Genomic DNA, 15,593 nt, shown 5'->3' on the forward strand with positions numbered 1-15,593 from the left:
CTTAATCCAGGTAATCGATTTGAACACGATCCTTAATATTATAGAGGGTAAAAATAGGCTAAGACCACCTATTATCGGGTAGGTAATAAAGCTTGGAATTCGCCCTTCATCCATCATTTCAATGACCCCCGAAAGATTCACCAGTGAAAATATAATCATGGGAGCAAAAATTGATGCTCCCATAACTAAAACGAATCGAAAGATCCCTCTTATAACACTCATACGCCTTGCTTCCATGCTAAGTTTTTGATTACATCCGAAACATTTTATCAGAACTTACGCAATTTCGCAAATTCGGATATACCAAGTTAATGATTTACGAATATATGGAAATTGGTATTTACGGAAATTCGTATATTTTGATATCATGTGTTTATAATGCTAGTTATAAACACACTTGGGTAAGATCATGACTTTAGAAGTAGTTCAAGAACACAAAATAGAGAGCCAGGCACAAGCAAAATCTCTAAGAGATAAAATTGCGTGGCAGAAAATGGAAATGCTCTCTTTGGATTCTATTATCGTTGAATGGCTGGAAACGTTAAGCGAAAGGACAAAGGTAAACTACAAATCTGGCATATCCAAGCTAACCGAGTTAGGAATCATCAATCCCTTTATTTCTCTGCAATCTTTCAGCCTTGTGAATCACGATGCTGCAATCGACAGGATCAAGCAATTGCCAGACTTGAAAGAGACAACAAAGCAAGCTAGGGCAGCCTTGTACATTTCATTTACTCGATACTTAAGCAGAAGATTCAAAGGGATGTTTTCCAAGGCTACACCAAGCAGAGAGGGGAATGAAAAAACGTTCTTTCGGGTTCATGAAAAAGTGGTAACTGAGGCAATGAATCTACAGCAGTGGACAGCCTTTTTTGAAGAATTGGAAAAACTAAACATTCGAGATGCTCTGATTGGAAAAATAGCCCTACAGGGAGGAAAAAGAATTCGAGAGGTTTTATCTCTTCATTCCGAGCAAATAGACTGGAAAAAAAGAGAAATCACATTCCACCAAAGTAAAACAAGGGGAGTTAGCAAACAAACGATAATCACCTATTCGGAATCCATAATGAAACAATTAAAAGATCTTCTAGGAGAGGGGGAGGGTTATCTTTTTATCACTACAACAGGAAACGTCGTTATGTTAACGCAAATTTCCCGAAATTTTGCGAGAGCAGGAAAAGCAGCTAAAATTCCATTTAAGGTTACTCCCCACGTTCTCCGTGCTTCGGCTGTAACGTATTTGAAGCAACAGGGATTTTCAGACTCTGACATCATGAAAATCACAGGACACTCCAGTGGCGAGATGATAAGGGCTTATGATAAGAGTGAAAGGGCGGACAATCCTACAAAGCGAGTGAACCTTGTCATGTAATTTACGGAAATCATTATTTCCGTAAATTCTTATCTATAGAAATACCAAACTCAAAACATCAATTATTTATTGAAATTCTGCCAATGCTTCGTCTGCCTTGTGTTTTCCTCTTGCAAAAAAGTACGATATATCGTACTATATAATTAAAGAACAGAGACAGAATGAATCGATATAAGCTTTATGAGACCGACGAGTACTTAGAATGGCTAGCAACGCAAACGTTGAAATCAAAAAAACAAATTCAGTCTAGAATGCTAAAGATTGAAGATGAGGGATATTTCGGACACCATAAGTACCTAGAGTCTGCGGATCTATGGGAGCTGAAATTCAATGATGGCAGGCGGATTTATTATGTGCTAGTCCCTGAATCCAAGGTAATTCTCTTATTAGGAGGAAATAAAAATGGGCAAAATAAAGACATCAAGCAAGCATCAAACATACTTAGAAAACTTGTCAAAAGTTGATCTTGATAGGGTCTCTGGACTTCACAAAGCCGAACCTTTAAAAGATCTTACAGACGATAGGCAAATTTCAATGGCCGTGTTCGAATGTCTGCTTAACAATGATCCCGAAGGAGCTATGGAGGTTATCGAAATTTATCTTGAGGCAATGAATAAAGCTAAAATGAGACGCAAAACAAAACTCCCTAAATCCACAATGTATTCAGCATTAAAACATCGAAACCCTACCATCAAAACATTGGCGAAGATTATGTATTCCTCTACACACTAATCAAGTGATGAGGAAAAGTGAAAAGACACGCACATTTCATCGGTTCTAATTTTGATGATTTTCTAAGAGAAGGGGTTTTATTTTTTAACTCGGAAACAAGTCTTCGTCGCTTAGAATATTATACGAAATATCAAGAGCTGTCTATAGATATACAGATTTAAACTCATCATAGTTTTAAATAAAAAATAGATTTTTTCCATTTTAAAAACATGATTGAAAAATCAAAATGACTTCTGTATAATTTTATAAAAAACAAAAAAGGTTTTATTTTGAAAAAATTTATTCTCATTACATTTCTATTAATAAAATCTTCATTTGTGTTTGCAACTATCATTGATTATAAAGAAAAATCTATACCGTTATCTGTTTTTGATTACAAATTAGACAAATTTAATGACCGACATTTTGAAAAATACAATAAATACAGAAAATCAAATTCTAAAAATAATGAATTATCTAAAGCTCTTTCTTATGTTAATTACGTTGAAGCTAACAACGGAAACTGTGCATCAAAAATTGTTTTATCAATAGAGTTAACCCCTCTATTTCACCTTTTAGATGTAAATGAAAAAAGGTAGTCCTAAACAAGTAATGCCATCCTTTTGTTGTAATCACAAATGAAATACTGAATCATACCAATATGGTTGGCTAATTTTTTTGAAAATGACAGGGTTTTCCTAACCAGCCTCGAACATCTTTGCCTCAAGGTGTTGTTAAATCTTTCAATGTAACTCGTTTTTCCTGAATTTTTTCCGACTGCCTGGTGTTGCTTCCAAGGAAGGACTTCGTAGTACACAGAGAACTTATCAGAGTAAAAGAAGGTTTTTTTTTTAAATCCTCAGGAAGTTTTGCTAATAATGCTTCGGCAGCTCTCTTATCCCTTTTTCCTACATGCATTGCCAAAACCTGCCTGCTAGCCGAATGGAACGCCAACCAAAGCCATTGCTGATTTTTCTTATTTCCGACATAACTCCACTGTTCATCAAGCTCTATAATTGCCACTTCAAAATCCTTATAATCCTTGACCACAGTAGCGTTTAAATCGTCGGGCAACTCATAAATTATCTGTTGTATAAAGCTCAATAACCAGGGCATACTCACACTGAAAATTCTACAGATGCCTTCTAAAGAAACTCTTTCCAGAAGTGCTTGACGGACCTCACTTTTAGTTTGATCTGTAATAATTTTTTGTTGGGGGTCTAGAACAAATTGGCGGCCGCAAACAAGGCAACGATGATTTTGTTTTCCATTGTGGATATGTCCATTCTTTTTTACCGCGGTTGACTCGCATTTAGGGCACGATGGGTTCATTTCATTTCTCCAGCTGTTATGGCTGAATATGAAACTTTAAATTTCCATCAGTGTCAAACGAATTTTGATTTGAGCATTACATGTTTAGGACTACCTGAAAAAACAAAATTTACAGATATTATCATCAATGACATATTTCGAGATCTACAACGAGATGTTTCTATAGAGATCGAAAAAAAACATCTTTTTGGTAAAATAACATGGATGGCGTTTTCTAATACGTTAAGAAAAAGTTATGATATAGAGGTTACAGTTGAAAAAGGTAGAATTACAGATGCAAAGCAAAACACAAGTGATTACACAGAAAACATGATAAAAAAGGAATTAATAGACCTACATGGACATATAATGATTCAGTGTCAATTTAAAAAAAGTGTTGAATAAAAGTATCTAAGTCAATAAATTCTCTCATCAACATTCATTCAGGCATTAAATCTTTTGGTGAGCATCCCAAGCCCTTGGCTATGGCTACGATGTTTTCCAAGGCAATATTTCTTTCCCCTCTTTCAACAGAACCAACATAGGTTGGGTGCAAGTCTGCTTTTTCAGCCAACTCCTCTTGAGTAATCCCGATCTCAAACCGTCTCATCCGAACCTTTAATCCAAAAGCCTTTCGGATTGGTGTTTTTTTTCTGTTGTGTGTCTCTTTGCTCATGTGTATCTCCTTAAATACACAAGGCTAAGAGTTCTCATAGTGTAGTTACACAGACGATGAGCACTAAATAAAGATTATGGGTATCATTTTATTCTGTTTTATTCTATCATTGACTCAAAAAATTGAATTAGTAAATTAAATAGGATAAAAATTGAAAAAGTTATTTTTAATTTTTGCTATAGGCATTATGTCTCTAACATTAAATTTGAAAGCAAATCAAATTGACTACGAAACAATCCAAAAAATTGAAGAGTATATGTCTAACGAGAAGGGATGGCATCCTTTAAATTATGCAATTGAAATGGATGATTACAAAACAGCATTGATTATTTGCGAGTATTCAGAAAAAGTAAACACTGTAGATGATGGCTTCAATCCTATTAACAGAATTTTTCACAGAACGTGCAGAAAAATTAATTTAAGCACTCCTATAAAAAATCGCCCAAAATTGAGCGAAGAGGCGTTAGAGTTAGTCTGGGCTATATTAGATAAAGGAATAAATGTTAATTATGTCCCTTTAAACTGTGGGCTTCCTCCCTCAGGAAACTCGTCGAGCTCATTCATCTATATATGCTTCTTGGGGCTTGAAGACCTGTTTTATGAATTTATTCATAGAAGGGTCGACATAAACCAAAGAAAAGGCTCCCCTCTTGCTACAGCTATCAGAGCTGGACACATGAACATCGTTCAAAGCCTGATTGAAGAGGGTGCTAACGCTAACTGGTGGGCATTACATCAAGCTGTCAGTTCTAAAAACTTTGAAGCAATAAATATTCTTCTTCAGGCTGGAGCTGATATCAATGAAATTGATTTGCTGATGTCCGCTATTTTTCATCATAAGAAAATAGGGCATTACCTTGACGGTCTTCCAATGCTCAGGTTTCTACTTGAAATGGGTGCTAATCCAAATGCTATAGCTATGGGAAAGAAAGATCCAATTTTGAAAGTTGTTTTGACAATGCCTGCTGATACAGTAGAACAGCAAAATTACAAAACAGACGTCATCAATACTTTGATAGAATATGGTGCTGTTTTGTATTAATTACTCAATTTTAAGAAGCCTATCAAGCAACTCTTCTACAGAATTTGTTAAGTCTCTAATCGCTCTTACACCCCGATTTGTATGAAGTGCTTTCAGGGATTCACCTATTTCACTCCTGTCCAAAGGCACTCTTTCGCCATTCCTTAACATCTGCCTGCCTCCTGTTGACAGGTTCAATTTTTTGAGGGCATCAACAAAATTCGAATGCAAAAATCTATTTCTAACCATTTGATATTGCTGAAGATTGTCTGTCTCTTTTTCGCTCAATTGATCGTGGAATGCAATCCTTATCGCTTTCAACAAATCATCTAACTTGCAGTTCCAGTAGTATTTTTGATCCTCCTTTTTCGATTCTGTGATTTTTTCCAATTCAAAAACGATTTTCTGAGACCTTTCAGCAAGATATCTCATCTTGAATTCAATCCAGAGGATTTGACCTGCTGACTCTTCTGTTTGAGATCTTAAATTATTAAAAGCACTTAGTTCCGCATGAATATTCATAGTTCCATCCTTTTTTCTATTTTTAACAAAATCTATCAGCAATAGCTAACCACGCAAGACCCGATAACAACACCGTTCTTTAAATCTTTCCTTCCGTTATCTGGAAGAGCCAAGACGACATCTGCATCAATTTTTGCCAGGTCTTTCTCATAGTCTACATTGGGATCGTAAATGACCAGGGCACTTTTATGCCTTCCGACTTCAGTGATGCCGCTCTCTAGCTTTGATATTCTGTTTTTGTTTGTTCGGTTCATTTACCTTTTTCCTCTAATATGTTGAGGCGGTTTTCGAAATCATGAGCCTCTAAGGCTTTAACGTACACGTCAACAATCCTTGACAGAGTTTCCCCTTCTGCTGGTGATATCTCTCCGTTTCCGACTGCCTGCGTAATCGATGTTATAGCTTCTAAAGCATCGGATGAGCTTTTAAGCTGGGGAAGCTCTATTGAGACCGTTGGATTCCTTTTTGGTGGCAAAACACGATCAAGAACAAGCTTTATTGCCTGGATATTTCCTTCTCTAGCTTGCGCAATGAGACTTCGACAAATTCCCTCTAACTCTCCCTCCAAAAGCACTTCAGCTGCCAAGGTTGCTTTGTTTTTTGTTCCCTTGGCTTTTCCGCAGGGATTTCCTGATTGTCCCTTTCGAAACCTTGTGTTTCCCTGCTTTTTTCCTGCATTTTCAGGCATTATCACTCTCCATTTCCGAAAATCCAGTTCTTTAACTGAGGCTTCATTAGATTTGCATCATATTTGTTCATTGCAACTCCATTTTCACTAGAATTCACGGTTTTTTCTGCCATTTTCTTTAAAAGTGTAGCAACTATACAGCAAGTTCCGAGTTCCTACACCAGTTCGTACACTAACTAAGCGGTTTAATTTTAACAAAATAGGTCTAAAAAGTGCAGGAAGTGCAGAAACTATCTCTATTTGTTGCCTATACCATTTTGTTTTCTCTATCTTTTTCTTATTTATTGTTTTTTTATTAAGTTTACTGGTGAAAGTTCCTACACTTCCTGCACAAAATAATATAAATTCTTGGTTTTCAATAACTTGAAAAGTGCAGAAACCTGTGTAAGAGCTGTGTAGCAAGTGCAGGAACTCAAAAAAAACTAATCTTCAATTTTGATTCCTTTCCAATAAGATCCTTGGCTTTTTCTTCCTTCCTTAAATCTAATTTTCAAATAGTCGGAAATTTCGTTTCTGGTAGGTTCTTTCATTTCGTTTGCTTTGCAATAATTTTTGATAGCAGCTTCCATTTTGCTTTTTTGAGTCGAAACAGCAGGGTCTTGAAAACACATCTCTTCTAGAAAGCAACCGATTCCATCATTTTCTTTTCTGTATCCTTCTGTTTGATCTATGACGGATTGTGGGACTTTTAATCCGATTTCTTGATATTCGAGACACCCATCCACCATCCATTTAAGAATTCCTTTAGCTTCTTCAAGTAGCTCATCTTTTAAACTTTCTTTGATCTCCCTTTCGTTTTCTCCGTCTTTTGGCTCTTTTACAAATCTTGCTTTGAAAGGAATTAAGATATTTCGAGACCAAAGAGCTTTATCTTCGGAAGGGGCTTTGGGTTTGTAGTTCGTTTGAAGGATCATTGTATGTGTAGGGGTTATTTGGAGGTCAACATTCGAATAAAGCCTTCTACAAGGAATAATATCCCTTCCACTTAGGTTTTTTACCTTGGCAGAGTCTATCTTTCTTCCTTCGTTGATCTCACTAAATACAGCCATTCGAACTCCTTCAAGGTTGGCGAGTTCTGGGTTTGGACTGCTTGAAGAAGGAGGATTCCTTTGGCTAAGAAGCATTTCGCTTGGGAATGTTTTGGATAAAGCACCTAACACGTGCTGTATTACGTGCATGAGCGTTCCCTTTCCATTCCGTCCGTTTCCGTAGAAATAGAAAATTTTCTCCTCTTTAGGCACTCCTAAAAGAGCGTATCCAATAACACGGCCGATGAATGAGGAAAGTTCTTTGTCACCAAGTGTAATGTCGTCTAAGAATTTAAGAAATTTTGGACAATTTGCATTCTTTTCATAGCTTGTTGGACAAACTTTTTTTATGTAGTTTTCTCTTTGTGCAGTCTCTAAATCCCCTGTTTTTAGGTTTATGATTCCATTCGAACAAGGCAATTTATTTGGGCAATAATCCCAGGAGTGCTTAAATGAAAGATATGCCGAAACTGTTTCAAGAACATTGCTTCTTCTTCTTGATGTTCTAAGCTGCTGTGATCTCTTGAAAAGTTCTTTTGAGACGCTTTCATCAATACTCTCATCCGATGTTGCAATTAGATAGGTGTCGGACACCTTTTCGAAATCTTTATATCTTTCTTTGTGGATATCAAGAGTCCACTGGCATCCATCCCACAAATAGAAAGCCCCATTTTTTCCTTCCGTTGGATCAAATAGATATTTTTTTTCGAACAACTCAACAAAAATCTCTGCGTCTCCACTTTCGTTTTTGTTTAGTCTTTCCAGAACCTTTTCATTTTCCGTTTTTTCCTTTTCGTGTTGTTCTACATACCTCCTCAACTCCTCGGCTTCTTTTCTTTTTTCGTCATTTGCTTTAAATCTTTCGTGGAGGTCTAATTCAATCCGATATCTCAAGTCCCCGCTTTTTTCATCTTTTCCAGGTTCTTTTGGAGGGTCTTTAAAATCTTGAATGCTTTTATGCCTTCCTTCTTCATCCTTCATCTTGTGAGCCTCTACCAGGAGTTCCATATCCTCTTTATGAACCTCTTTTTCTAGGATATGTAAACGTGTTTCCATTCCATTTATTTTTTTTGATTTCTTTGGAAGAGGGTTATGAAATTCGACAAGATCTGCATTAATCTTGTTTTTTTCAAGGAGGTTTGAGACTTCCGTTTTTGATCCTAGAGGACAGACATAGGCACTAAGAATGTCCACATATTGACAACCGATAACATCTTTGAGTTCCTTTTTTATCGAAGGAGTAAATTTGAGTTTCGACTTGCCTTTTGACTTAATCTTGAAGGCATTTTTTTCGAGACTGATTTCTTCTTTTGCCTCTTGATTGTCTTCTGTTTTTAGGTTATTATTATTCATATCAATGTCCTTGATATTTGATGTTAAGTTCTTAAGCCATCGACTTCCAGCGTCGGTGGCTTTGTCATTTTTCAACGTAACAGCCACTTCCACCTCTTAATGTTCCGCTAGATATAATGTCGCTTGCTTGACCTCTGGTTAGTTTATCCAAGCCAGCCCGATAACCTTTTGAACGAATAAGAGCTATCTGTTTTGCCGATGCTGGAAAATTTCTCCATTTAGCCTCTCTATCGCTAACGATAAAAACATCACGATTAGAGCGTGCAAAGTCTTCTGCTACTGCAAAGCTGTACTCGAAATTAAGATCGTCCGATATTGTCTGGCTTCCCTTTTCCGATGCTAAAACTACCCTGTATCGATCCTTGTTTATCGGTACAATACCAAGACGGATATTGTCCCCTTTGAGGACATAAATGTTGCTTTCATTGCAAGTCCAGGTGAATTCTTGCCCTAAAGGATCAAATCTAATAAGTGCAGCTTTAAGTTTTTGATTGAGATTCGCTGGAAAAGATTCTACAAGACCTGGCTGGTCTGATTTTTCCAATTTTTCAACTTCATTTATTTTTTCGGAGTCTTCTAAAAGCGTAACTGTGTTGCAAAGGCCGTGATGCTTTGCGCAGAGATCTATTATGATGCAATCTCTTTTGTTTGGGTAAAGCCGAAGCCCTCTTCCTGCCATTTGCTGATAAAGCCCCTTGGATTGCGTGGGTCGTGCCACTATGACGCAAGAGGTCTCAGGGGCATCAAACCCCTCAGTCAATACCTGGCAATTGCAAAGAACCTGTATTTGTCCTGATCGGTATCTTTTTAATACACTTTCCCTTTCGCTTTTGGACATTCTACCATGGATAGTATCAGATGAGATTCCGCAACAGTTAAACAAACAGGAAAGGTTGTAGGCATGTTGGATATTGACTCCGAAGCAAATTGTTTGCCTTCCTTCCCCTTCTTTCTGATAGGCATCAAAAACAATCTGGCGGATTTCTGGGATATCCATGACCTTAGCAAGGGATTCTGCTTGAAAATCGCCGTCCCCCATTTTAACTTTTGAAAGATCTATATCTGTTGAGACCTTAATCCCTTTTGGTGGACAGAGATAGCCTTCCTCAATCATTTCTTTGATTGTCCTTTGATAGGCTACCGTATCAAAGACCTCTTTCAATCCTTTTCCATCTTGCCTAAATGCTGTGGCTGTAAACCCACAAAGAAGGCGATCTGTTTTGCAGCCAAACCCAAGAGCATTTAAAATATTTCTGGAGGTTTTAGAAGCGGCATGGTGGCATTCGTCATAAACAAGAAGTTTGAAATTTTGAGCTTGCAATTCAACTAGGTTATTAGGTTGTCTGGCACTTTGGATTGAGGAGACTATAACAGGAAAATCAAACTCTTTTGAGTCGGCATTTACTAAGCCAACACTCAAATTAGGAGCGATCATTTGGATTTTTTCTCTAGCCTGTTCTAGAAGTTCATTTGTGTGGGCTAAAACAAGGGATTTCCCTTCAAATTCTTTAATCAAAGAGGCGAAAACAACTGTTTTTCCAGAAGCTGTCGGCAGCGAGACGAGCTGTCGGCAATTGCCATTTTTATAGTTGGATGCAATAGCATCAAGGCATTCTCTTTGATACTTCCGAAGAGTTAACATGCAACACCACTTTTAGGTTGGGTTCGGAATTTTTGAACATAAGCTTTACACCGTGAAGTGATGAAAGCTGCTACATTTCTCACCCGATAAAGCCTTTGGTAGGTCACAAAGTCTTCTATAGCCAGCCTAAGTACATGAAGACCATATTTAGAAAGCAGTCTTTTGTCTTTTTGAGAGACAGGAAGATTCCTGATTTCATAAGGAATTGGTTCTTCTTCAGAATAATTTCCTGTATGTTGAACGTTGTCGTCCCTAACGTTCCGATTATAATTAGAAGATGAGTTAATATGTGTCGGATTTACTGTCGGATCTTGTGTCGGATTTGGGGGATTTTCTGGCTTTGGAGGATCTCTTCTGAAGGTATCCTTTTTGGTTGGGTCTAATCTAAGAAGATGTTCGGAAATGAAATAGGTACATGTCCGCCAAGCTTTCTTCAAAGTCATTAGCCAGCCAAGCTCTGAAAACTTCTTGATCGCTTGAATAACAGTGTCTCTGTGGCATCCCACTTTCTCTGCGATATGCTTATGGCTCGGCTTCACCACTCGATAGTTTCTGCAAAACCAATGAAGATAGTTCCATATCTTCTGTTGCGTAGGTGTAAGCATTGGATAGAGATTCTTGAAGTGCTCAATGTCTTCTTTTGTGCTATTCATTACTCCCCCCCTACTTTTTTGGATTTTTGGCGGTACTTTTCTTTCAGGAACGCCAAAACGTCCTCTTTCTGTATTAGAATTCGATAGGGGCTGATTCTGACGTGGGGAATGCCGCCATCCTGGACAAAGTGAGTGGCTGCGCTGTGGGAGCCGAAAAAACCTAACTCATGCAAATGCTTGGGCTGTACAAATTCGGAAGGGATTGCATCCAGCATTTTCCGAATTTTCGCAATGAAGCCTTCTGTTGGGCTTGTGGTTTGTGTGTTTTGTTCTTGAGATAATGTTTCAAGCATTGGGTTTAACCTCCATTTTCAAAAGTTTAATTTACTTTTTTTATGGAAGTGCCAACCCAAATAATGGGATTGAAAGCTAGAGACTTAACAATATATGCAAAGACAGTTTCATGAAGTCCGTATATACGGAAATCACGAAATTGCTTGCTTTTGTATGTGTACCTTGATATTGTAAGGATACAAACACATTCTATGTTTTGCTAGGACTGAGCTGGGTCGGGAAACTTCGCTCAGTCTTTCGCTTTTTAGCCCCTTTTTCAGGTTGGGCACTTCTAAGCAAAAATTGCTGATTCTTTCTTTTTACACTTTAACGGGATTATTTGCACACAATTATTTGAAAGGAAACTTTTTTTTGCTTTTTTCTTTGTAGGCTAGAACGCCAGCCCATCCCAGCATGACAGGGGTAATTTCATTTGGCAGGTTTTTAGAAGCCTTTTTGAATTCCCTTTGCACTTGCGTTGCGAACAAAGGTTTGTTTTTTTTGGATAGGAAGACAACCCCCTTTCTTTCCCCTATGTAGTCTTTAAGTTTTTTCATAAAACTTTCAGTAAAAGGGATGCAAAGAGGATGACCAAGTATGTCTGTTACCTGGTAGCTCTGTTCTGATTTGAAAGAAATAGTGTTATTTTGGAAGTTTATCTGCGAAGTATCAAGAGAGAGAATATTTTTCTTGGAGTTTGCAAGTCTAAGTCGGAGTTCGCAAGATTTTGCTGCAAGAAATGTCATTTCTGCAAGCAGGTTGAATGGAGTCCTCATGCTTGAAATAAACTCTTCCCAGTCGGTGTTTTCGTATAAAATTGAAACCGCATAATAGTCTTCTTTTTGCTTTGGAGTCTCTTCTGGGTCTACAATTCCAAGAGTTGCTATGCGTATAAAATCACAAAATCTAGAGAAAACACTTTGGCAAGTCTTAATGGCGGACTCAGGAGCTTCGATCTCTTCCATAAGCTTATATATTCCCACTGCTCCAGACCAATTCTTGTCGAGTGTTGTTATTGCACAGTTTCTTTTTGTAACGTCACTAAGCGGCTCTAGTGCGAATATGCGTTCCATTGCTTTCTTGTATTTTCTTTTTGTGTCAGGATTTTCTATTGTGGCCAACCATTCCTTAACAGCAACTGTAATGGGGATATTCAACAGGACACACTTCAATAATTCTGAGGAACAGAAACCGCTTTTGTTCTCTTCAAGAAACCGCCCTATGTCTTTGGTGGACATCTCTTTTCCTGGCTTTACAGGATCTAAAACCATAGAAAACGTATAGTCACTGGCTTGTGCTTCTTTTGCCAGGCACTTTAAGCTTTTGGAAGACATTTTACTCCTGAGATTCTAGAAAAGTTGTCAGAGATTCTCTAATTAAGCTGGAAACATCTGTGTCTTTCATTCCTTGCAGCTTTCTTTCTAGTCCGAGTCTTTTAAGGTCTGCCAGCATTCCTGGCGGAAGGGTTATTGTGACCTTGAGGAAGTCCCCCCTCTCTCCCCTTAATGGATTGGCTCCAATTGAAGTCTTTTTTTGGGCATTCCTTGTTTCTGTTTTTGCTTCAACCTTGCTTTCTGTCTTATTTAGGGTTGTTAGCTCTTTATGTAGCTGTGATAGCTTTGCCTTTTTACTCATTTCGTTACTTCCTTATTTTCGTATTTGTGAATTTACGAATTTCCATAAATTCGTAAATTCTTTGTGGCCAGGGCTGTTCGGTGCATAGTGTCCTATTGGAAGCCCTGCTATTGCAGCTTCTGCTATTGCCACTCTTAAGGAAATTGCTGGTGATATAGGTTCTCCAAATGCTTTCAATGATCCTTTGATATCCTTTGCAAGCGTGGTTCTATTCATCACTCTTGAAGGAATCAGAATGGCTTTGGGAAGCTTTCCCCCTCTTTCTTCTCTTGCATCTTTAATTGTATTTACAGCCTGTTGGGCTGCCCAAAGATCGAGAGGGCTTGGAGATACAGGGATTAACACAATGTCTGAAAGCAAGGCTGTAATAAGCGCATCATCTTCTAGCTGTGGTGGAGTATCTATTAGGATTGTGTCTGCTTTGTGTTCGTTCGCCAGCCGTTCGATTTCGCTTTTAACTTTTCCTGCTGTTTCAATAGATAGGGGAATAACAGGAAAGGGAAACTTGTCTCCGCCTTGCCTTGCCCAATGGGTAGAGGATTGCTGTTCGTCTAGGTCTATTAGAAGTGGTTTTTTCTTGTTCTCTGAAAAGACCCCTCCTAAGTTTACAATCGTGGAAGACTTTCCACAGCCACCTTTTAGGTTCAAACATGAGATTATCGTTTTCATTAGCCCTCTTCATCCATGTGTAAATATTTATCCTATGCGGAAAATGTTTACATTTCGGTTTTACGTTTACATTAACACGAAAAGATAAAACAGAAAACCGAAATATGGAAATACGAACTTCGTGAAGTGCGGATTTTAGAATGTTGGTATTTACGGAAATTCATAAATACGGAATTTAGCATATGCGAATTTCAGTAAAAACTCATTCGATTGAATTTAAATGATTTATGATATAAAATTGGAAGCTGTTTTAACTTTTTAAGTGGTATTAATATGAGAAAGTTTTTGGTTTTATCAGCAATATTCGTATTGGCATCTTCCCATTCATTTGCAGCCAATAAGGTTTACACAATAGGAGAAATATTCGGCATTGTTGCTGACGATCAAGAGTGGTCTTGTGAGGTTGTTTCTGTGGAGAATAGCGGTCTGATTGGAAATGATTATGGGAATTTGTTTGTTCAGGGAAGTTCAAAGAATCATCCTGTTTCTTTTGATTTTTTTCACACAATGCATCGCATAAAAAACTGGACAGACAATCCTCATCCACACCTAGAGAGGATTTTAAAAAACTATACAAACTGTTCTAATACAATTTTATTGAATTGGAAAATTAAACAATGTTCATGGTCAAAAATAATAGTTGAAGGTGACTATTTAGATAATTCTAAAGTGGGATATTTTCAACTTTTTTCCGAATTTGAACCTACAGCTTTTATGTATGATGATATCAAGAAACCTGTGTTTAATCTTCTTATAAAAATTGAGTCCGAATTTATGGATGAGGAGACATTACAATTCTATTACGATTCTGTAAAACCATTGAAAAAACGGTTATACTAGAAAAAAACCGCATCAGTTTGAGATCAAAACGACACCTTGTTGACGAAAAAGCATACAATTATGTATACTAATAAGTAACAAATGAGGTGTTAAAATGGCACAAACAGCAAGGATCTCCAGGCGTAGCGATTCGATCATTCAAGAGATGGTTTCGCTAACAGGTTACTCCAAGGTTGAAGTCATCGAACATGCCTTGGAGACTTATAGAAGAAATGAAAGAATGCGACTAATGAATGAGGCGTATCAAACCCTTAAATCCGACAAGTCCGCATGGGAAGAAGAGTTAAAAGATCGTGAAGAATTAGAAGGAACTATAGCCGATGGCTTTGAAGAAGAATAATCCGCTTCAAGGTGAGGTTTGGCTTTTTGATCCTGACCCAGTTAAGGGAAATGAGATTGGGAAGAAGGTTCGTCCTGCTCTTGTCGTCTCTAATAACCTGATGAACAAAGGAGTGTCAGGCCTTATTATCATTGTCCCCATCACAAGCAAGGACAAGAAAATTCCTTCCCATATTCGGATTGAGCCACCAGAAGGTGGAGTTAACCTTCCTAGTTTTGCTGTATGCGAGCAAGTTCGGTCTATTAGCAAAAGTAGACTTGTAAAAAGATTAGGCAAGGTTCAGTCTGCAACCGTGCTTAAAGAAGTCGGTTCATGGTTGAACGATCTTCTGTGGATTGATATTTAGGGATCGTTTTCTGTATTTTTTTAAGCGAGTTTGAATTTACGGAAATTCGTATATAATGATTTATGGAAATACGCATTTTATTCTGTTATAAAATACATCAGCAATCTAACCGTTAGCCTCTGAATCCCCTTATCACCCAATTGATTGTTTCAAAAACGCCTTTAATCAAATAAAATCCAGACAAGAATAATGCAATACTGACGCCTAAAACGGTTCCTACTTTTGGCAAAACTATGTGCATGAGTTTACTCGGAGCATCTTCATTTGTAATTCTTATTTGGCGCAATATCTTAAAGCCGCTAATCTCTACAATTTCTCCTGTATTGTAAAGGTGTGTGTGATTTTCTTCGTATTTAAAGTCGAAATGACTAAGGAGATTGAAGTAAAGGTCTGTTTTCCAAGCCAAGAAAATAAGAGTGCAACCGCATATAACGCCAAAGACAATACCTATTCGACTAATTCCTTTTTCCAGGTTCATCTCAAGGACTCCGCAAGGTTTTTTTGAAACCCTTT

22 protein-coding genes are annotated in these 15,593 nt (G+C 37.6%); 9 read left to right on the forward strand and 13 right to left on the reverse strand.

What is annotated here, in order from left to right; translation table 11 throughout:
* Positions 1-409 precede the first annotated feature (409 nt).
* The 4 genes from WCW_RS09490 (at position 410) to WCW_RS09505 (ending at position 2,682) form a co-directional block, all read left to right on the forward strand.
* Entirely contained in the window at positions 410-1,372 is a 963-nt protein-coding gene (locus WCW_RS09490) for a tyrosine-type recombinase/integrase (protein ID WP_143876415.1), read from the forward strand.
* 251 nt (positions 1,373-1,623) lie between these two features.
* Positions 1,624-1,836 carry a type II toxin-antitoxin system RelE/ParE family toxin gene (locus tag WCW_RS10570; protein WP_420805051.1) on the forward strand — a complete coding sequence of 71 codons (213 nt, stop codon included), beginning with the start codon at positions 1,624-1,626 and terminating at the stop codon, positions 1,834-1,836.
* On the forward strand, positions 1,775-2,104 hold the full coding sequence (locus tag WCW_RS09500) for a hypothetical protein (RefSeq protein ID WP_013183007.1): 330 nt from the start codon (positions 1,775-1,777) through the stop codon (positions 2,102-2,104). The genes WCW_RS10570 and WCW_RS09500 overlap by 62 nt, the downstream gene beginning before the upstream one ends.
* A gap of 269 nt (positions 2,105-2,373) precedes the next feature.
* Positions 2,374-2,682 carry a hypothetical protein gene (locus tag WCW_RS09505; RefSeq protein WP_041941967.1) on the forward strand — a complete coding sequence of 103 codons (309 nt, stop codon included), beginning with the start codon at positions 2,374-2,376 and terminating at the stop codon, positions 2,680-2,682.
* 2 nt (positions 2,683-2,684) lie between these two features.
* Here the strand turns inward: WCW_RS09505 and WCW_RS09510 are convergent.
* Positions 2,685-3,415, reverse strand: a protein-coding gene (locus tag WCW_RS09510) for an IS1 family transposase (protein WP_227738806.1) whose coding sequence is annotated in 2 segments (ribosomal slippage) — positions 2,685-2,926 and positions 2,926-3,415 — 732 coding nt in all. Because the reading frame shifts where the segments join, the coding sequence is not laid out codon by codon here.
* Positions 3,416-3,433: 18 nt separating this feature from the next.
* Between WCW_RS09510 and WCW_RS09515 the strand changes: the two genes are divergently transcribed.
* Positions 3,434-3,799, forward strand: coding sequence for a hypothetical protein (locus WCW_RS09515; RefSeq protein WP_013183008.1), 366 nt, complete (start codon positions 3,434-3,436; stop codon positions 3,797-3,799).
* Positions 3,800-3,833: 34 nt separating this feature from the next.
* On the opposite strand, the gene WCW_RS09520 is transcribed toward WCW_RS09515, so the two are convergent.
* Positions 3,834-4,070 (reverse strand): helix-turn-helix domain-containing protein, encoded by a 237-nt coding sequence (locus WCW_RS09520; RefSeq protein ID WP_013183009.1) that lies wholly within the window; start codon positions 4,068-4,070, stop codon positions 3,834-3,836.
* Between the two features lie 151 nt (positions 4,071-4,221).
* Between WCW_RS09520 and WCW_RS09525 the strand changes: the two genes are divergently transcribed.
* Entirely contained in the window at positions 4,222-5,112 is an 891-nt protein-coding gene (locus WCW_RS09525) for an ankyrin repeat domain-containing protein (protein WP_013183010.1), read from the forward strand.
* Here the strand turns inward: WCW_RS09525 and WCW_RS09530 are convergent, their stop codons facing one another.
* The 10 genes from WCW_RS09530 to WCW_RS09575 form a co-directional block, all read right to left on the reverse strand.
* On the reverse strand, positions 5,113-5,613 hold the full coding sequence (locus WCW_RS09530) for a hypothetical protein (RefSeq protein ID WP_041941968.1): 501 nt from the start codon (positions 5,611-5,613) through the stop codon (positions 5,113-5,115).
* Between the two features lie 35 nt (positions 5,614-5,648).
* Positions 5,649-5,867 carry a hypothetical protein gene (locus WCW_RS09535; protein ID WP_013183012.1) on the reverse strand — a complete coding sequence of 73 codons (219 nt, stop codon included), beginning with the start codon at positions 5,865-5,867 and terminating at the stop codon, positions 5,649-5,651.
* Entirely contained in the window at positions 5,864-6,301 is a 438-nt protein-coding gene (locus WCW_RS09540) for a DUF5681 domain-containing protein (protein ID WP_041941969.1), read from the reverse strand. Before WCW_RS09540 ends, WCW_RS09535 begins: the two co-directional genes overlap by 4 nt.
* Positions 6,302-6,723: 422 nt before the next feature.
* The gene (locus tag WCW_RS09545; protein WP_143876416.1) at positions 6,724-8,682 is read right to left on the reverse strand and encodes a DNA primase family protein; all 1,959 of its coding nucleotides are present in this window, start codon (positions 8,680-8,682) and stop codon (positions 6,724-6,726) included.
* 64 nt (positions 8,683-8,746) lie between these two features.
* Positions 8,747-10,324, reverse strand: coding sequence for a DEAD/DEAH box helicase (locus tag WCW_RS09840; protein ID WP_013183016.1), 1,578 nt, complete (start codon positions 10,322-10,324; stop codon positions 8,747-8,749).
* The gene (locus WCW_RS09555) at positions 10,318-10,977 is read right to left on the reverse strand and encodes a helix-turn-helix domain-containing protein (protein ID WP_013183017.1); all 660 of its coding nucleotides are present in this window, start codon (positions 10,975-10,977) and stop codon (positions 10,318-10,320) included. Before WCW_RS09555 ends, WCW_RS09840 begins: the two co-directional genes overlap by 7 nt.
* On the reverse strand, positions 10,977-11,270 hold the full coding sequence (locus WCW_RS09560; RefSeq protein WP_013183018.1) for a hypothetical protein: 294 nt from the start codon (positions 11,268-11,270) through the stop codon (positions 10,977-10,979). Before WCW_RS09560 ends, WCW_RS09555 begins: the two co-directional genes overlap by 1 nt.
* A 330-nt stretch (positions 11,271-11,600) precedes the next feature.
* Positions 11,601-12,521, reverse strand: a complete 921-nt coding sequence (locus WCW_RS09565) for a tyrosine-type recombinase/integrase (protein ID WP_162268183.1) — start codon at positions 12,519-12,521, stop codon at positions 11,601-11,603.
* Positions 12,522-12,585: 64 nt separating this feature from the next.
* On the reverse strand, positions 12,586-12,885 hold the full coding sequence (locus WCW_RS09570; protein ID WP_013183020.1) for a hypothetical protein: 300 nt from the start codon (positions 12,883-12,885) through the stop codon (positions 12,586-12,588).
* 12 nt (positions 12,886-12,897) lie between these two features.
* The gene (locus WCW_RS09575; RefSeq protein WP_013183021.1) at positions 12,898-13,554 is read right to left on the reverse strand and encodes a ParA family protein; all 657 of its coding nucleotides are present in this window, start codon (positions 13,552-13,554) and stop codon (positions 12,898-12,900) included.
* A gap of 273 nt (positions 13,555-13,827) precedes the next feature.
* Here WCW_RS09575 and WCW_RS09580 point away from each other — a divergent pair, with 273 nt between their 5' ends.
* From WCW_RS09580 to WCW_RS09590, 3 genes are all read left to right on the forward strand, one after another.
* Positions 13,828-14,394: a hypothetical protein gene (locus WCW_RS09580; RefSeq protein ID WP_041941971.1), complete on the forward strand. Its 567-nt coding sequence runs from the start codon at positions 13,828-13,830 to the stop codon at positions 14,392-14,394.
* Between the two features lie 94 nt (positions 14,395-14,488).
* Positions 14,489-14,734, forward strand: a complete 246-nt coding sequence (locus tag WCW_RS09585; protein WP_013183023.1) for a hypothetical protein — start codon at positions 14,489-14,491, stop codon at positions 14,732-14,734.
* A complete protein-coding gene (locus WCW_RS09590; RefSeq protein ID WP_013183024.1) occupies positions 14,715-15,080 on the forward strand; it encodes a type II toxin-antitoxin system PemK/MazF family toxin in 366 nt (121 codons plus the stop codon). Before WCW_RS09585 ends, WCW_RS09590 begins: the two co-directional genes overlap by 20 nt.
* Before the next feature lie 112 nt (positions 15,081-15,192).
* Here WCW_RS09590 and WCW_RS09595 read toward each other — a convergent pair whose 3' ends face one another.
* On the reverse strand, positions 15,193-15,558 hold the full coding sequence (locus WCW_RS09595) for a hypothetical protein (protein ID WP_041941972.1): 366 nt from the start codon (positions 15,556-15,558) through the stop codon (positions 15,193-15,195).
* Between the last annotated feature and the right edge of the window lie 35 nt (positions 15,559-15,593).

It is taken from the genome of Waddlia chondrophila WSU 86-1044 (genome assembly GCF_000092785.1).
Classification (GTDB): Bacteria; Chlamydiota; Chlamydiia; order Chlamydiales; family Waddliaceae; genus Waddlia; species Waddlia chondrophila.

Bases quoted from the DNA above. Each gene is read 5' to 3' on its own strand.
- WCW_RS09490 (WP_143876415.1), top strand. From the start codon at position 410: ATGACTTTAGAAGTAGTTCAAGAACACAAAATAGAGAGCCAGGCACAA.
- WCW_RS09560 (WP_013183018.1), bottom strand. From the start codon at position 11,270: ATGCTTGAAACATTATCTCAAGAACAAAACACACAAACCACAAGCCCA.
- WCW_RS10570 (WP_420805051.1), top strand. From the start codon at position 1,624: ATGCTAAAGATTGAAGATGAGGGATATTTCGGACACCATAAGTACCTA.
- WCW_RS09530 (WP_041941968.1), bottom strand. From the start codon at position 5,613: ATGAATATTCATGCGGAACTAAGTGCTTTTAATAATTTAAGATCTCAA.
- WCW_RS09595 (WP_041941972.1), bottom strand. From the start codon at position 15,558: ATGAACCTGGAAAAAGGAATTAGTCGAATAGGTATTGTCTTTGGCGTT.
- WCW_RS09575 (WP_013183021.1), bottom strand. From the start codon at position 13,554: ATGAAAACGATAATCTCATGTTTGAACCTAAAAGGTGGCTGTGGAAAG.
- WCW_RS09570 (WP_013183020.1), bottom strand. From the start codon at position 12,885: ATGAGTAAAAAGGCAAAGCTATCACAGCTACATAAAGAGCTAACAACC.
- WCW_RS09500 (WP_013183007.1), top strand. From the start codon at position 1,775: ATGGGCAAAATAAAGACATCAAGCAAGCATCAAACATACTTAGAAAAC.
- WCW_RS09520 (WP_013183009.1), bottom strand. From the start codon at position 4,070: ATGAGCAAAGAGACACACAACAGAAAAAAAACACCAATCCGAAAGGCT.
- WCW_RS09565 (WP_162268183.1), bottom strand. From the start codon at position 12,521: ATGGTTTTAGATCCTGTAAAGCCAGGAAAAGAGATGTCCACCAAAGAC.
- WCW_RS09580 (WP_041941971.1), top strand. From the start codon at position 13,828: ATGAGAAAGTTTTTGGTTTTATCAGCAATATTCGTATTGGCATCTTCC.
- WCW_RS09515 (WP_013183008.1), top strand. From the start codon at position 3,434: ATGGCTGAATATGAAACTTTAAATTTCCATCAGTGTCAAACGAATTTT.
- WCW_RS09545 (WP_143876416.1), bottom strand. From the start codon at position 8,682: ATGAATAATAATAACCTAAAAACAGAAGACAATCAAGAGGCAAAAGAA.
- WCW_RS09540 (WP_041941969.1), bottom strand. From the start codon at position 6,301: ATGCCTGAAAATGCAGGAAAAAAGCAGGGAAACACAAGGTTTCGAAAG.
- WCW_RS09840 (WP_013183016.1), bottom strand. From the start codon at position 10,324: ATGTTAACTCTTCGGAAGTATCAAAGAGAATGCCTTGATGCTATTGCA.
- WCW_RS09590 (WP_013183024.1), top strand. From the start codon at position 14,715: ATGGCTTTGAAGAAGAATAATCCGCTTCAAGGTGAGGTTTGGCTTTTT.
- WCW_RS09535 (WP_013183012.1), bottom strand. From the start codon at position 5,867: ATGAACCGAACAAACAAAAACAGAATATCAAAGCTAGAGAGCGGCATC.
- WCW_RS09585 (WP_013183023.1), top strand. From the start codon at position 14,489: ATGGCACAAACAGCAAGGATCTCCAGGCGTAGCGATTCGATCATTCAA.
- WCW_RS09555 (WP_013183017.1), bottom strand. From the start codon at position 10,977: ATGAATAGCACAAAAGAAGACATTGAGCACTTCAAGAATCTCTATCCA.